The organism is Arthrobacter sp. D3-18 (genome assembly GCF_054408525.1).
Genome location: NZ_CP096440.1, coordinates 3636861 through 3652286, shown reverse-complemented (window position 1 = coordinate 3652286; position 15426 = coordinate 3636861). Strand labels below are relative to the sequence as shown.

At 61.8% G+C, this 15426-nt stretch carries 15 protein-coding genes and 1 tRNA gene; 7 read left to right on the top strand and 9 right to left on the bottom strand.

Features of this window, described 5'->3' with window-relative positions:
• Positions 1–23 precede the first annotated feature (23 nt).
• A complete protein-coding gene (locus tag M1D89_RS18940; RefSeq protein ID WP_498645920.1) occupies positions 24–1055 on the bottom strand; it encodes an ABC transporter permease in 1032 nt (343 codons plus the stop codon).
• 160 nt (positions 1056–1215) lie between these two features.
• Between M1D89_RS18940 and M1D89_RS18935 the strand changes: the two genes are divergently transcribed.
• Both M1D89_RS18935 and M1D89_RS18930 read left to right on the top strand, forming a co-directional pair.
• Complete coding sequence (locus tag M1D89_RS18935; RefSeq protein WP_498645919.1) at positions 1216–2682, top strand: chlorohydrolase family protein; 1467 nt, start codon at positions 1216–1218, stop codon at positions 2680–2682.
• Positions 2683–2716: 34 nt separating this feature from the next.
• A complete protein-coding gene (locus M1D89_RS18930; RefSeq protein WP_498645917.1) occupies positions 2717–3418 on the top strand; it encodes a GntR family transcriptional regulator in 702 nt (233 codons plus the stop codon).
• A gap of 61 nt (positions 3419–3479) precedes the next feature.
• Here M1D89_RS18930 and M1D89_RS18925 read toward each other — a convergent pair whose 3' ends face one another.
• From M1D89_RS18925 to M1D89_RS18905, 5 genes are all read right to left on the bottom strand, one after another.
• Positions 3480–4895: a DUF4032 domain-containing protein gene (locus M1D89_RS18925; RefSeq protein ID WP_498645916.1), complete on the bottom strand. Its 1416-nt coding sequence runs from the start codon at positions 4893–4895 to the stop codon at positions 3480–3482.
• Positions 4892–6517, bottom strand: coding sequence for a beta-N-acetylhexosaminidase (locus M1D89_RS18920; RefSeq protein WP_498645914.1), 1626 nt, complete (start codon positions 6515–6517; stop codon positions 4892–4894). The genes M1D89_RS18925 and M1D89_RS18920 overlap by 4 nt, the downstream gene beginning before the upstream one ends.
• 103 nt (positions 6518–6620) lie before the next feature.
• Positions 6621–7703, bottom strand: coding sequence for an ABC transporter ATP-binding protein (locus M1D89_RS18915; protein ID WP_207596410.1), 1083 nt, complete (start codon positions 7701–7703; stop codon positions 6621–6623).
• A gap of 206 nt (positions 7704–7909) precedes the next feature.
• Entirely contained in the window at positions 7910–8707 is a 798-nt protein-coding gene (gene otsB / locus M1D89_RS18910; RefSeq protein WP_498645912.1) for a trehalose-phosphatase, read from the bottom strand.
• Positions 8697–10199 carry an alpha,alpha-trehalose-phosphate synthase (UDP-forming) gene (locus M1D89_RS18905; protein ID WP_402941139.1) on the bottom strand — a complete coding sequence of 501 codons (1503 nt, stop codon included), beginning with the start codon at positions 10197–10199 and terminating at the stop codon, positions 8697–8699. The genes otsB and M1D89_RS18905 overlap by 11 nt, the downstream gene beginning before the upstream one ends.
• 175 nt (positions 10200–10374) lie before the next feature.
• On the opposite strand from M1D89_RS18905, the gene M1D89_RS18900 reads away from it, so the two are divergent.
• Positions 10375–11253: a DsbA family protein gene (locus M1D89_RS18900; RefSeq protein ID WP_498645910.1), complete on the top strand. Its 879-nt coding sequence runs from the start codon at positions 10375–10377 to the stop codon at positions 11251–11253.
• Between the two features lie 154 nt (positions 11254–11407).
• Positions 11408–11484 (top strand) — tRNA-Thr (locus tag M1D89_RS18895).
• Positions 11485–11561: 77 nt separating this feature from the next.
• On the opposite strand, the gene M1D89_RS18890 is transcribed toward M1D89_RS18895, so the two are convergent.
• On the bottom strand, positions 11562–11699 hold the full coding sequence (locus M1D89_RS18890; protein ID WP_498645908.1) for a hypothetical protein: 138 nt from the start codon (positions 11697–11699) through the stop codon (positions 11562–11564).
• Between M1D89_RS18890 and M1D89_RS18885 the strand changes: the two genes are divergently transcribed.
• A complete protein-coding gene (locus M1D89_RS18885; RefSeq protein WP_498645906.1) occupies positions 11698–13032 on the top strand; it encodes an MFS transporter in 1335 nt (444 codons plus the stop codon). The genes M1D89_RS18890 and M1D89_RS18885 overlap by 2 nt on opposite strands.
• A 503-nt stretch (positions 13033–13535) precedes the next feature.
• Here M1D89_RS18885 and M1D89_RS18880 read toward each other — a convergent pair.
• Positions 13536–13880 (bottom strand): hypothetical protein, encoded by a 345-nt coding sequence (locus M1D89_RS18880; RefSeq protein WP_498645904.1) that lies wholly within the window; start codon positions 13878–13880, stop codon positions 13536–13538.
• A gap of 16 nt (positions 13881–13896) precedes the next feature.
• A complete protein-coding gene (locus tag M1D89_RS18875; RefSeq protein WP_498645902.1) occupies positions 13897–14325 on the bottom strand; it encodes a hypothetical protein in 429 nt (142 codons plus the stop codon).
• Between the two features lie 98 nt (positions 14326–14423).
• On the opposite strand from M1D89_RS18875, the gene M1D89_RS18870 reads away from it, so the two are divergent.
• Together M1D89_RS18870 and M1D89_RS18865 are read left to right on the top strand one after the other, a co-directional pair.
• Complete coding sequence (locus M1D89_RS18870; protein WP_498645900.1) at positions 14424–14933, top strand: hypothetical protein; 510 nt, start codon at positions 14424–14426, stop codon at positions 14931–14933.
• On the top strand, positions 14890–15261 hold the full coding sequence (locus tag M1D89_RS18865) for a hypothetical protein (protein ID WP_498645898.1): 372 nt from the start codon (positions 14890–14892) through the stop codon (positions 15259–15261). Before M1D89_RS18870 ends, M1D89_RS18865 begins: the two co-directional genes overlap by 44 nt.
• Positions 15262–15426 lie beyond the last annotated feature (165 nt).

The window sequence follows — 15426 nt, the reverse complement described above, 5'->3', positions numbered from 1 at the left end:
TGAAGGCGATGCAGGGATGTGGGTTAGTGGCGCGAAGCTTTAGGGTCCAAGGCATCCCGGACGGCATCGCCCAGGAGGTTGAAGGCCAGGACGGTGATGATGAGCATGATGCCTGGAACAGCCAGGAACCACGGATCACTGAGGTACCAGTTGCCGGATTGGGCAGCGTTGAGCATCTGGCCCCACGACGGTGTGGGGTCCTTGACGCCGACGCCCAGGAAGGACAATGCTGCCTCGGCCGAGATGTTGGTGGGGATCAGCATGGTGGCGTACACCAGGACCACTCCCATGACGTTGGGGATGATCTGCCGGAAGAGAATATTGAGGTGTGAGGCGCCGAAGGATCGGGCGGCTTCCACGAACTCGCGCTCGCGGAGGCTCAACACCTGCCCGCGGACGATTCTGGCGAGGTACGCCCACCCGAAGAAGCCCAGGATGATGACCAAGGAGGCCATGGGCAGGAAGCTTCCTTCACCCAGCGGCGTATCCCTGAGCCGTGACTGCAGGATGGGCGTCAGGGAGAGGACCAAAAGTAGGTGCGGGAAGGCCAGGAACAAGTCCATGATGCGGCTGATGATGGCGTCGGTCTTGCCACCGAAGTAGCCGGCTGCCGCGCCGAGGACGGTTCCGAGGACCACCGAAACAACGGTTGAGAGCAGGGCGATGGTGAGGGAGACCTGTCCGCCGTATGCGAGTCTCGCGAAGAGATCGCGTCCCAGCCCGGGCTCCACGCCCAACCAGTGCTGGGCCGACGGGTACATGTAGCCGGGCAGCGGCAGTCCGGGCGTTTGAAAGTCGTCCAGAACTTCGGGGCTGGTATTTGACGTGTAGGGGTCGTTGCCGGACATGGCACTCAGGACGGGAGCCAGGATGGCGAACAACAGGATGGCCACCACCACGCACAGGCTGAGGAGGGCAATCTTGCTGCGCCGGATCCTCATCCAAGCTGTGGCGAGGAGGGAACGTGCTTCGGCAGGTGCCTTGTCCTCCGGCGACGTTGCCGGAGGGAGCGGCGGGCTGCCGATGCTCGGTTCGACGGACTGTATCTGGGTCAACGGTTCTGCTCGTTTCGTGATCAGGAGCTGGCTCCGGAGTTCTTGTATACCAAAATAGACTAGAGCAGGATTGATGCGATGTAAATCACAAATAATGTACTGTTTGGAATACCAGAGAGTAATACGAGCTGTCCCTGGCGGACAGGAAACAGGAGTCGCCGTGCTTACCAAGGTCACCGCCCGTTATGTGCTGGGCCACCACAAGGGATGCCACGTGCTGCTGGAGAATGCATGCGTGGTCTACAGCGGCCACACCATTGACTACGTGGGGAATGACTACACGGGCCCGGTGGACGAAGAAGTCCACGTAGGCGAAGCCTTGCTCATGCCCGGATTGATCGACCTCGACGCCCTCACGGACATTGACCACCTCATCCTGGACAGTTGGGCCGGGCCGGAGCAGGCCAAGGGGCACCAGTGGTCCGAGGATTACTTCAGTCGGCGCCGCGCCGACGTCTTCACGGCCGAAGAACGACAGGAGATTCGCGAGTACGCACTGATCCAGCTGGTTCTGCACGGCATCACCACCTACATGCCCATCGCATCGGAAGTTCATTCCGAGTGGGCAGAACCCTTTGAGGAACTGGTAGGCATGGCCGAGACCAGTCGACGCCTGGGCCTGCGAGGCTACTTGGGACCGGCCTACCGCTCGGGCGTCAACGTGGTGTTGGAGAACGGCGAACGTTCAGTGATGTTCGACGTCGACCGCGGGCGGAAGGGGCTGGCCGATGCCCTGCGCTTCATTGACCACGCAGCGGAACTCGATGACCCATTGGTCAACGGAGTCCTGCTCCCGTGCCGGATCGAGACGCTGGATCTCGAGCTGCTCAAGGAGACAGCGGCGTCCTCCGCGGAACGCGATGTGTTGGTGCGCCTGCACTCACTCCAAGGCCTCGTGGAGCGCGAGCTCATTCTGGACTGGCACGGCGTGACGCCCCTTGAGCTTTTGGAGCAGGTAGGGATGCTCAACGAACGCCTGCTGATCCCCCATGCCACCTACACGGACCGGAATCCGGCGGTACACGGCGAGGACCGCGGCGACCTCACCCAGCTGGCAGCCAGCGGTGCCAGCATCATTCACTGCCCTTTGACTTCCATGCGTTACGGCAGCACGTTGGATTCCTTCAACGCCTATAAGGCGGCAGGCATCAACATTTCCCTGGGCACTGACTCGTTCCCGCCAGACCTGATCCGGGGCATTGATGCCGGTGTGCAGCTCGCCAAAATCATGGCGGGGACCAACGACGCCGGCGACGTCGCCGGATACTTCGACGCCGCCACAGTGGGAGGAGCGCATGCACTGCGCCGTCCTGACCTTGGGCGGCTCGAACCCGGTGCCCAAGCAGACCTTGTGGCCTTCTCGCTGGGAGACATCCGCGACGGTGTCCATGATGACCCGCTCCGGACGCTCCTCCTGAACGGCACAGCCCGCCAGGCCGTGCTCTCAGTGGTGGCAGGCAGGACGATCATGACCAACGGTGTGATCGAGGGAGTGGACCTGGACTACTGGCGCCTCAAGGGGCAGGAACTCTTCGACAAGATGCGCAACGCCTACACCGTGCGGGATGCCCGGAACCGTGCGGCAGATGAGCTGTTTCCTCCCGTGTATGCTCGGTTGGAACGCTGACCGGCGCCGTCCGGCACATGGAGCGGACACTGGCATGAAGGGAAGTTTGACAGTGGCTGAGGCGATGCCGGAAACCGGAAATGGCCGCGATGAAGAGGCCCGCGCGGAGAACGTCTACCAACTGGTGTTGGAGGGCATCGTCACGGGCACGTACGCGCAAGGTATGCGGTTGCGGGAACGCGAACTCTCCGAGCTTTACAACGTCTCCCGCATTCCCGTCCGCGAAGCCATCCAGCGCCTGGAGCAGGACGGATTCGTCGCGACCTTCCCACGGCGCGGTGCCGTGGTGCGCCAGCTGACCCTGACCGATGTCAACGAGCTCTTCGATGTTCGCCTCTGCCTGGAGACGTTCGCCGCCCGGATGGCTGCCACGCGTGTAGCCGAAGGCAGCGATGGCGGCCGGCTGGAAGAACTTATGGAGGCTTCAAAGGCAGCCATCGACGACGAACGTACCGACGACGTGGCCGTGATCAGCGCCGAGCTTCATGCCGAGATCGTGCGCCTCTCTGGGAACAGGCTGCTGATTGAATCCGTGAAACCGCTGTTCGGACGGATGCGCTGGATCTTCGGGCTGGCGCACAACCGCAGCAACGAGCTGCAGCGCGATGAACACACCGAACTATGCAACGCGATTCTGAAGGGTAAGCCGGACCTGGCCTATTCGCTGGCGTACTCGCACATCGAACTGGGCCGCGAACCAGTCCTGGCTGGCCTCGCCGAGACCCTGGAACCGTAGCTTAAACAGCTCGACGTCGGCACTTACGTGAGTGCCGACGTCGAGCTTGTTTCAGCGAACCTTAGTCGTCAGCGTCCGGGTACTCATCCACTTCGTCGTACCGGCCGGATTCCTCCACCTCGACCTCAAGGATCTTGAGCAGCTCCGTGTCCGGGTTCAGCATGATGGCAGCTTCGTCGCGGCGGTGCTGCAGCACCGTGTCCAGGTAGGACTGAACGGTCTCAGCCAACGGGACGTACCTGTCCTGCTTCTGGCTCATGTACCAGCGGTGCTCCAGAACCTCGTGCACCACTTCCGCGGGCTCCAACTTCCCGGCCAAGTGCCGGGGAATGGAACGCACAATGGGCTCGAAGATCTGGCTGACCCAGATGTGGGCGCTGATTTCCTCGTCCAGGTCCGGGTTGTTGTCCGCACGGAACTGGTCCATGTCATTGAGGAGCCTGCGGGCTTGGTTCTCCTGGGCGTCCAGTCCGGTAAGGCGCAGCAAGCGACGCTGGTGGTGACCGGCGTCGACGACTTTGGGCTGGAGCTGGATGGTGGAGCCGTCCGCCGTGGTCTTGATGGCATACTCCTCCACGTCGAAGCCGAGCTCGTTGAGACGCCTGATGCGGGCGGCCACGCGCCACCTTTCGCCAAGCTCGAAGGACTCCTTCTCCGTCAACTCAGTCCAGAGCCGGCGGTAACTGTCCATGATCAGCTCACTGGTGGCTACGGGATCCACTTTTTCCTCGATGAGCCCGCCGTCCAGCAGGTCCATCAGTTCGCCGGCGATGTTCACGCGGGCGATTTCGAGGTCGTATTCACGTTGGCCCATGGAGAGGTCCGGGTAGAGCTCGCCCGTCTCGGCATCCACCAAATACGCGGCGAAGGCGCCGGCATCGCGGCGGAACAACGTGTTGGAGAGCGAAACATCACCCCAGTAGAAGCCCACAAGGTGCAAGCGCACCAGCAACAGTGCCTGGGCATCAATCAGGCGCGTCAAGGTGTCTTTGCGGAGCATCTGTGAGAACAGTGCGCGGTACGGCATGGAGAACTTCAAGTGCCGTGTGACCAGCACGGGGTTCAGCGGCCTGCCGTCCGCGGTGGTCCTGCCCGTGATGACAGCCACGGGTTCCACACAGGGAACGTCCAGCCGGGCCAGCTTCCGCAGCATGTGGTACTCGTGGCGGGCAACGTGCTCCGAGGTTTCCTTGATGGCGATCACCGAGCCACCCAAGTGAGCGAAGCGGACGATGTGCCGGGAAATACCGCGGGGTAGCGCGGCCAGGTTTTCGGCGGGCCAGTCTTCCAAGGCGATATGCCACGGGAGGTCCAGCAATTCCGGATCCGCAGCAGCTGCAGTGATGTTAAGGGAACCGATGACACTCGCAGGCGGCGCGGTGTCCTGCGCACTGGCGGCCTCGGTCCTGGGGAGCTTGCCGATCTGCCCGTAGTCGGTGGGTTCGTCGTGCCACTGGGCTTCGTTTTGCTCGCTCATGCCTCAATTGTTCCGTACTTGGAAGGGGAGGACGGTGTCGCGTCCGGAAAAGGCCAGTTAGACGTCGCGGACCATTCGACGTCGGGCGCCTCCTGGAAGGCGACTCCCTGCCTGGCGAGCCGCTCACCCAAGGCGCCCAAACGGCGTCGGAAGTCACCCGCGTTCCGGACCTCCTGACCGGACCAGGCAACCTCGGCCAAGGAAACCCCCCGCGGATAAAGGAGCCACTGGGCTTGCTGGTTGTCACGGACTGTTTCAGTCCACAGGGGACCCTCGACGCCGAGGATGTGGTGGTCCTTCAGCCCGCCTTGGGAAGGATCCCAGTTGTAGTACTCGGCCCAGGTGAACGGGCCTCCTTCCACCCATTCGAGTCCAATGGGCGAGTCCGGAGCGTACTTTTGGTCCAGGTACGTGTTGGCGGCCGGCGACATGATCACAGGTGAACCACCGATCTCCGCCTGCTTGACTACCGGAGCGAGATCGCCGAACCAGTACTGGATCACCGCGCCCCGGGGAAGGTCGCCGGCGGCATACTCGTTCCAGCCCACCACCGTTTTGCCGGTCCCGGCGGCAATGTTGGCAAACTCCTGAACCATGGTCACGTAGTTCTCATGTCCGGTCACCAGGGCTTCGTCGCCACCGATGTGGAGGTACGGGCCCACCGTGATGGCCGCGAGCTGGCCGAGGACTTCCCGGACGAACTCGTAGGTGGCAGGAAGCGACTCGTCCAGCGTTGACCAACCGACGGCCGAGGTTGTGCTCATGGTTTTGGCCACGCCATCCGGATTGAGCTGCGGAATGGCGGCGAGGGCGGAATTGACGTGTCCCGGGAGGTCGATCTCGGGCACCACCAGGACGTTCTTGCTGGCGGCATAGGCCTGGATGTCTTTGAAGTCCTGCTGCGTGTAATAACCTTCACGGCCCCGCGCAGGCATTGCCGTGGGGACCTCAACAGCGCCTCGGCCGCCCAGCCCGGTGAGATTTGCGTAGGGCATTCCCGAAGGGTTGCGCGCGGACCCTGGATCGTGGATCTCGATCCGCCATGCTTGATCGTCAGTAAGGTGCAGGTGCAGGGCGTTCAGCTTGAACTGCGTCATGACATCGATCTGCTCCTTCACCTCCTCCACTGTGAAGAAGCTGCGGGCAACGTCCAGCATCAGCCCGCGATACGCGAAGCGCGGGGCGTCCGCAATCTCGACGGCGGGAATCACCCACGCGTGTTCGCTTGAGCTAGCGCCTTCAGCGCCCTCAGCGCCTTCAGCGCCCTCAGCGCCCTCAACGGCCGCCGGGAAGAGCTGGCGAAGCGTCTGGATTCCGTTGAAAAGACCCGCGGAAGTGGAGGCCGTGAGCCTGACCCCACCCTCGGTGACGCTGATCGCGTAAGCTTCCGCGCCGCCGTCGAACGCTTCCACCAACTCCAGTGTTATGTCACCTGGTCGGGTGTCCTCAACTATGGGCAGTCCAAATCCGGTGCCGCGGCGCAACACCGAGGCGAGCTGCTCAGCGACCGGTACTGCTTGGTGGGGAGCGGCGATCCGTGCTGCGGATGCGAGCGTGAAAGCCTGGCCGTCCAGGAGTGCCACGTGCGAAGGCCGTGGGATCAGGTTATCTGTGGTGTTCATGCCGTTCTTTCCGGGAGAAAGGTTAACGCGAGAGCGGCCCGACCGGAGGGGTCGGGCCGCTATCACACTGCGGAACGTACAGACGCGTCAGCGCCGATGGGGACTAGTCGCCCAAGCGGAGGCCGGTCTTCGTGTCGAACAGGTGCACGTGGCCGGACTGCGGACGGACGAAGATGGACTCACCCTTCATCGGGGGGCGACGACCGTCGACGCGCGCAACGATGTCGTGGCTCTTGCCATCCAGGATGGTGTGGCCGTAGACGTAGGCATCGGCGCCGAGTTCTTCGACGACGTCAACCTCAACCTGGAGGCCTTCGCCGTTGCCGACAGTCTCGAGGTCTTCCGGACGGGAACCGACGGTGACGGTCTGGCCGTGAGCTTCTTCGAGGATGTTGCGCGGCACGGGGTATACCGTTCCACCGAACTGGACGCCGCCGTCGACTACAGGCAGTTCGAGCAGGTTCATGGCCGGGGAACCGATGAAGCCTGCGACGAAGACGTTCTGCGGGCGGTCGTACAGGTTGCGCGGGGTGTCGACCTGCTGCAGCAGGCCGTCCTTCAGGACTGCAACGCGATCGCCCATGGTCATTGCTTCGACCTGGTCGTGGGTCACGTAAACCGTGGTGACGCCGAGGCGACGGGTCAGGGACGCGATCTGCGTACGGGTCTGGACGCGGAGCTTGGCGTCAAGGTTGGAAAGCGGCTCATCCATGAGGAAGACCTGCGGGTTACGGACGATTGCACGGCCCATGGCAACACGCTGGCGCTGACCACCGGAGAGTGCCTTCGGCTTGCGGTCCAGGTACTGCTCAAGGTCGAGAAGCTTGGCGGCTTCGCGGACACGCTCGGCACGCTCTTCCTTGGAGACGCCGGCGATCTTGAGTGCGAAGCCCATGTTGTCCGCAACGGTCATGTGCGGGTACAGGGCGTAGTTCTGGAAGACCATTGCGATATCGCGGTCCTTCGGCGGGACGTCCGTGACGTCGCGATCACCGATCAGGATGCGGCCGGCGTTGACGTCCTCAAGGCCTGCGAGCATGCGCAGCGAGGTGGACTTACCGCAACCGGAGGGTCCAACGAGGACCAGGAATTCGCCATCGGCGATGTCGATGTTGAGCTTATCGACGGCGGGCTTATCTGTGCCCGGGTACAGACGCGTAGCGTTATCAAAAGTAACTGTAGCCACAGTTATCAATCCCTTCACCGGCAGGTACGTGCCGGACGATCCGTTGTGAATGGTTCATTTTCTTCAGTTGAACTCCCCGGCCAATGGCCGGGGAGGATCGCGTGACGCCGCACGGTACTGTGCGTCACATCACAACCAAGAGTATGTCAGACTTTTTGACTAACTACCTAAATGTTACGAACGTCACATGTTGGGTTCGACACGCATCAGGCCTCAGCCGTGACCCGCCGACGCTCCCGCAGCAGGGCTTCCAACAGCTCCGCCACATGCACCGGCGCTTCAACGCGGTACTGCGCTTGAGTGAAGTCCAAGCCCACCTTGATGCCAACGTCGTCGCCCATCAACCGGCCCAAGGCATCCTCATCGGTCACATCGTCGCCTGCGAACAGGATGGCCGTAGCGCCGGTTGCCTGACGGAGGAATTCCACGGCCTCACCCTTGGATGCGTGGACTACTGACGTCTCCAGCACGCGCTTGCCCGTCTTCAGGTAGACCCCTGGATGCTCGCGGAGCACCCTCATCGCGGCCTCGACGGCGTCTTCCGCAACGTCGTCGTCGGCCATCCTCGTGTGGAGGACGACGCCGGCGGGTTTGTCCTCCAGCAACGTCCCTGGAGCGATGTTCACGATTTCCGCAAGGACCTCACGGACCGAGGCCAGCTTGAGCCGCTGGTCTTCGTCCAGTTCCAGGCCCAAAGACCCCTCGCCCAGCCAGACCTCGGCGCCGTGGCTGCCGATCAGCAGCGTGTCCACCGGAGGCGAGGCGACCAGCCGCAAACTGTCCAGTGCGCGGCCCGAGATGAGGGCCGTCGTCGTGCGTGGAAGTCGGGCGAGGGCTTCCAGCGCAGAAGCGGAGCGGGGCAGGGGGCGTGCGTCCTCAGCGTGGTCCACGATAGGGGACAGGGTCCCATCGAAGTCGAGGGCGACCAGGAGGTGCTCCGTGCCGGATATGCGGCGGACAGCGTCCAACAGTTCCGGTGACAGGGAAAGGTTTTCAGCTGTCATCGCGCACCACCTTTTCCTCCAAGGCGGCCAGGAACTCAGCTGACCAGTGATCTACGTCGTGATCCAGGATCTGCTTGCGCATCAGCTTCATGCGGCGGCGGGCTTCCTTGGGCGGGAGGTTCACCGCACGCAAAATGGCCGACTTTAGTCCGTCAATATCGTGCGGGTTGATCAGGAGTGCTTGCTTGAGTTGATCGGCGGCACCGGCGAACTCGCTGAGTACCAAGGCGCCGTCGTCTTCCGAGCGGGCGGTGACATACTCCTTTGCCACCAGGTTCATGCCATCGCGCAGGGCGGTTACGAGCATGACATCCGCGGCAAGGTACAGCGCCACCATTTCCTCCACCGGATAGCTGTGGTGCAGGTAGCGGACTGCCGTGTTCTGGATGGTGTCGTAGGTGCCGTTGATGTGGCCAACTGTGCCTTCGATTTCCTCGCGCAGCAGTCTGTACTGTTCCACGCGTTCACGGCTGGGGCTCGCCACCTGGATGAGTGTGGCGTCCTCCACCTTGATGCTGCCTTCGCGAAGGAGTTCCTCGAATGCCTTGAGGCGGTGGCCGATTCCTTTGGTGTAATCCAGCCGGTCCACACCCAACAGAATGGTCTTGGGATCGCCCAAGTCCTTGCGGATCTGCTTGGCCCGCTCGATGATGTCCGGCCTGGCCGCGAGCTCGCGGATCTGATCAACGTCGATCGAGATAGGGAAGGCCTGCGCACGGGCGATGTGGGTGACTTCGCCGTCCGGGCCCTTCACGTGAACTTGCTGCTGCTTGACGCTGGCACCCAGGAACCGGCGTGCAGAGCGCATGAAATTGCCTGCGTCGCTGGGGCGCTGGAAGCCCAGAAGGTCAGCGCCCAGCAGTCCGTCAATGATCTCCCGGCGCCACGGGAGCTGCGCGAAAATCTCCGGGGGAGGGAAAGGGATGTGGTTGAAGAAGCCGATTTTCAGATCCGGCCGTGCCTCGCGGAGCATTCGCGGAACGAGCTGGAGCTGGTAGTCCTGGACCCAGACAGTGGCGCCGTCGGCGGCGTGGCGAATGACGGCGTCGGCGAATTTCTTGTTGACCTGGCGGTACGAATCCCACCACGTACGGTGGAACTCGGGCGGTGCGATGACATCGTGGTAGAGCGGCCAGATGGTCGCATTGGAGAAACCTTCGTAATACAGCTCCACCTCGTGGCTGCTGAGCTGAACCGGAACCAGGTCCATGCCTTCGTGGCTGAACGGGCGCACAGTCTCGTCCGGGGCGCCATGCCAACCCACCCACGCGCCGTCGGACTTCGTCATCATCGGGGCGAGAGCAGTGACCAGGCCGCCGGGCGAACGACGCCAGCCATCTCCGCCGTCGTCGTTGCCGTCGCTGCTGCACCGATCCACGGGCAGCCGGTTGGAAACCACCATGAAATCGAACGTGCTCGCCGTAGGCTTCTTTGTTGGAGAAGCCTTGGCGCTTTGTTCGGTAGTGAGTTTTTCGCTTGCCAAATCCTGCATTAACGCTCCCTGGGGTTGCTGTGACTCAACTCCCAGCCTACTAGCGGAATCTTCCCCGGCACTTGATCGTTCAACAACCGGGCCACGAGGTGTGGGGCAAAGCTCAAGTTTGCTCCCGTAAACTGACCCCGTTGCCCTAGCTATGCACTTTGACGTCGAATACCCCGAGGAACTGATGAGCCCCGCAAACGAACCACGCCTGTCCAAGGCCGAAAAGACCGCCCAGGCGCGGGAGAAGGCGCGGGCTATCCGCGAAGAACAGCTGAAGAAGGAGAAGCGCAACAAGCTTCTTGTCGGCTGGGGCATCGTGGTGGCCGTGGTTGTCATCATCGCTTTGATTGCGTTTGTGGTTATCGGAAATGCTCAGAACAACGCGCCTGTGGCCGATCAGGGGCCAACACCGGCGAACGGCAACGTGCACGGCGGCATCACGCTGCTGGCCAACACTGAAGTTGTGAAGTCCGAACCCGCCACCGTCAACGTGGCAGACGTGCCGGCTCCTCTTGCTACCAAGCCGGCTACGGTAGCCGTTCCGGGTGGCGAGGCCGAGGCCGGCAAGCCCGTCAAGGTGATTGCCTACATCGACTTCATCTGCCCGGTCTGCAAGCAGTTTGAGACCGCTTACGGCGAGTCACTCACGAACCTTCGCAACGAAGGCAAGATTTCCGTCGAGTACCGCGCCCTCGGCTTCCTGGACCGCCAGTCCACCACTAACTACTCATCCCGCGCAGCCAACGCTGCTGCCTGCGTAGTCAACTCTTCCCCCGAGAAGTACGCGGAATTCTTCGACCTGCTCTTCGAACGCCAGCCGGCTGAAGGCGGAGCAGGCATCTCTGACAACGACCTGAAGAAGATGGCCACCGAAATCGGCGCGGCCAACATCGACTCCTGCATCGACAGCAAGCAGTTCCGTCCGTGGGTGAAGGTTGCCACGCAGGAAGCTGCAGCGATCGGCGTCACCGGTACGCCCACAGTGTTCATCGACGGCAAGCAGTGGGACGGCAGGTCCGACCTCAACGCCGAGATCCAGACGGCAATTACCGCCAAGGGCTAACCCTGGGAAATCACGACGGCGGCCGGTCACCCTTGCGGGAGGCCGGCCGCTGTTGCTTTGTAGCAGTGTTGAGCGGTGAATTTCGTTGACGGGGATGGTCTGGGCTAACCTTATCTAGCGCTCTTTTGCGCTTTGCTTCGGGTAACCGGAGCGTGCCTCCTTAGCTCAGTTGGCCAGAGCACCGCTCTTGTAAAGCGGGGGTCGTCGGTTCGAATCCGACAGGGGGCTCCACGAACCCCTCCATTCCGGCGATTTTGCCCGGAATGGAGGGGTTTTTCGTGTCTGAAATGCAGGGCACTACACGTTTACTACACGCTTTCAAGAAGGCAGACGACACCAGCGGGCTCCTCAGCTGCATAGAGGGAACCATGCAGTGACGCCGCTGGCCAGTTGACCGGGAAAACAGACCCGTCCAGCCGGACCACCACCTCCCAAGGAATCCCCATGTCCCAAACCAATGTCGCCACCGTCGTCGGCAGCGCCAAAATCTCCCGTTTCCACCTCAAGGCAGCCGCTATCTGCGCTCTGCTTATGATTGCCGATGGATATGATCTTGTATCCTTTGGCTCCGTCATTCCCCACCTAATGAAAGACTGGGGCACTGACCCCGTCACCCTCGGCGTCGTGGGTTCCATGGCCCTCGCCGGCATGTTCGCCGGCGGGCTCATGGTCGCACCATTGGCTGACAAGTACGGCCGCCGCAAACTCATCGTCGCCGGGCTGATCCTCGCCAGTGTCGCTGCATTTGCGTGTGCGTTCGCCGACACCCCGATGGTTCTGGGTGCGCTGCGCTTCGTCGTAGGCGTGGCCCTGGGCGCGTTGGTTCCAAACTTCATGGCGCTCATGGGAGAACTCTCTCCCACCAAGTCCAAGGCGTTCTTCGTCGCCACCGTCTCGGCGTTCTACGCAGTAGGAGGAGTCGGCGCAGCGCTGCTGGCCATCTACATCGAGCCTGTACTGGGCTGGCGCGGAGTGTTTTACGTGGCCGGATTGTCCATTCTGCTGGTGCCCTTGGTGCTCAAGCACCTTCCTGAATCCCCGGAATACCTGGCCCACGTCGGGCAGCGGGAACGCCTGGACGCAGTGATGAAGCAGATCGAACCCAGCTGGAGTCCGAATACGGTAATCGCACCCCCGATCCCGTCCTCCGGCAAGTCACGCATCGCGCAGCTCTTCACTCACGGGAACGCCCTGGCAACCTCACTCATGTGGGTCTTCTTCATCATGACGATGGTCCTCAGCTACGCCCTGAACACCTGGCTGCCCAAGTTGATGCAAAACGCCGGATTCGAGCTCGGCCCGGCCATGTGGACGCTCGTTATCCTCAACGCCGGCGGTCTGTTCGGCTCAATCGCAGGTGGCTGGATCGCCGGACGGACCTCGTACCGCAAGACCCTCGTTGGCTACTTCGCCTTGGCCATTGTGTCCTTAGTCCTTCTGTCCATAAAGCCCAACGCGTTCATGCTGAATGTCCTTCTGTTCACTGCTGGAGCCGCAGTGATCGGGATCCTGGCCGTAATCCATGCCTTCGCAGTGGAGTTCTACCCGGTCCACGTCCGCAGTACCGGCGTCGGATGGGCAACCGGCACAGGACGTATCGGCGCCATTGCCGGACCCATTCTCGGAGGCGCTCTGGTCGCGTCGGGCCTGCCATTACAGATGAATTTTGTGCTGCTGACTATACCCGCAGTTCTTGGCGTGACGGCTGTCATCATCGTCACAGCGCGCCGATTCAAATCAGCAGCCACCAAAGCCGAAAAACCCGTCCTCATACCCTGACTGATCCAACAAGCCCGCGTCACAGACTCAATATACAGACGCAGGATTGAAAAGATCGGAACAGATTCCATCAGGTCCCCGTCTCTGGACAAGCAATCCCAGAGGCGGGGGTTCCCGGCTCATGCCCGAGGCGAGGCCGGAGTCCGGAACCACACTACGGAAGTTTGTTCCAGCCAACGACTGGACCACCACGGTCGGTAGGAGAAGGTGTGGCCCTGCAGCTAGACCCTGCGCAACGCAGGAGGAAGGGTCGTCGAAACCACACCGGATGGAAGCATCGCCTGGATCGCGCTTCAGAATGAAGAACCCTTTTCGGAGCGAAAGTTAGACCAACCTGTGAGATAAATGCAGATAAGGCAGACTTGGTCATCTGCCTGCTCTCCATTCACAGCACGGCTCAGCGAGGGATCTGCAGCTCAGGGCAGCGGGACAACTAGCATGCACAACAGCTTTGTGGTCACAGAATATCTGCCTCGAACTGCTGTGGTGAAGTGAACTGGCGCCTACCGATTGCCGAGCTTTTCCAAGACGTCGGCAGGTGGCACTGGTGTTGGCCGGTCCTCGGGGATGACCACCCACACGATGCCGTGCTCGTCCTCACGGGTGGTGGCCGCGAGGATTCCGATCGGCTCGGCAAGGTTGATCGCTATGTCCCGCGCGTAGCCTTCAATGGTGCCGTCTGCTGCGGTGGGGGTGAACTCGAACCGGTGTCCCAGGATCGTGGTCGGGTCGATGGTGCGGCGGTGTACTACGCAGGTGGCCGGTCCGTCCTCCCAGATGCCGATGATCTGCACGTCCACCGTCCAGTAGCGATCGACTGCATCATGTATGTGCTGAACCAGGTGCATTGGGAGTCAGCCTGCCTTAGAACTCGATGAGGTCATCGATGGCCGAGTGCAACCAGGCGTCGAAGTCTTCGAATTCGCCTTGGGCCTCCCACCCGGGGGAGGCGAAATCGTGAACGATCGCGACCTTGCCGGTGTTCAGATCCCAGCAGGCAGTGTCGTCGTTGTCCTGACGCCTGGCGAACAAGATCAGCCTTCGGTCGGGATAGCGGTCGGCCAGGCCCCGGTTGTGTCGTCGAAGCTGATCACTGGTGAGGATCCACCAAGGCTCCAATTCGAACAGTTCCAGTTCCACTAGCCGCAGCAGTCCCCGCGGGTATACGAACCCCTCGGGCAGCTCCTCAGCCGTCAATAGCAGCGGTGTCTGTGCCTCGTTCTCGGCGGCCGCTGTGCTCACTGCTTGGACAGCCAGCGGTGGGCCGTGGACCTTCTTGCGAAAAAATCCCATGGTCAGAGGTAACCACAACTTGGCCATTGATACCGACTGCTACATTGTTGACGATGGGGGCGCACTGGGTACTCCCTGCACTCCTAGAGGGAACCCGTATGAGCCTTCAACTTCCGCGCCCAAGCGACTTACCTGCAGCTGAAACGCCCCCTGCGGACACGAAACAACTCCGCAGGGGGCGAACCAGTATTGGTATCGCCCTTCTTATTGTTGGCGCCTTCAATGTGTACAGCATGATCTGGGCGTACTCGACCTACGGGTATCTTCTCGAAACCCTTACCGCGAGCCAAAAGAGCGAAGTCGTCGTGGCGGATGCTCTCGTCGTTCTTCTCATTCTGGCGCTGGTCGGGATTGGAATCTGGAACATTCTCGCCCGGAGAAGCACATCGTTGGTGCCCCTCATCGCTGCCCTGGTCATAGCGGGGATCAGCTTGGCGTCTGATCTCTTGAGCATTGTCGACACCCTCGAAGTCAATGGCAGTTTTCCGTACTTCATACTGTTCCTCCAGTTCGGCCTCATCGTGCAGACGATCAGACTCCTGCGGCTCAAGCCTGGCGCTGCAGTTGCGGACTCCAGCAGCCGGCAGGCGAGTCAGAACGTCGGATAAGGAACTGCGGGTCTTCTTCCACACGGCACTGGGTGTCTGGGGAGGGCCAGCCAGAGCCTCTGGCGCCTTCGCACGGCAGCACGGCTTTGACGACGCCGCTGCCTTCACCGCATGGCGGCAGGAGCTCACAGTGCAGCTGGAAGCCGGCGCTGCCCTTTCCCCGACCAAGCTGGGACGGCTAATCCGGATCGCGCGCATTGCCGTCTATGACGACTACCAGGGGGCAGGCTGGGAGTGGATCCACGTCACGCCCTACAGCCAGCAGGAAGCCGAGCAACTGCTGCAGCAAGCAGAGACGGAACTGCAGGCACTCCGCAATCAAAACTGACCCAGGAAAGCCCGCCGATGGGGGACCGGCGGGCTTCCACTTCAAAACTATGACTGCCTGGTTTCACCATCAATTGGATTCGCTGACAGCATTTCCGGAGGTGCCCTCCGACTACACGCTTCGCGGTGTGGCAGAATCACGACGGGTTCAACTGAGCGAGGCGCG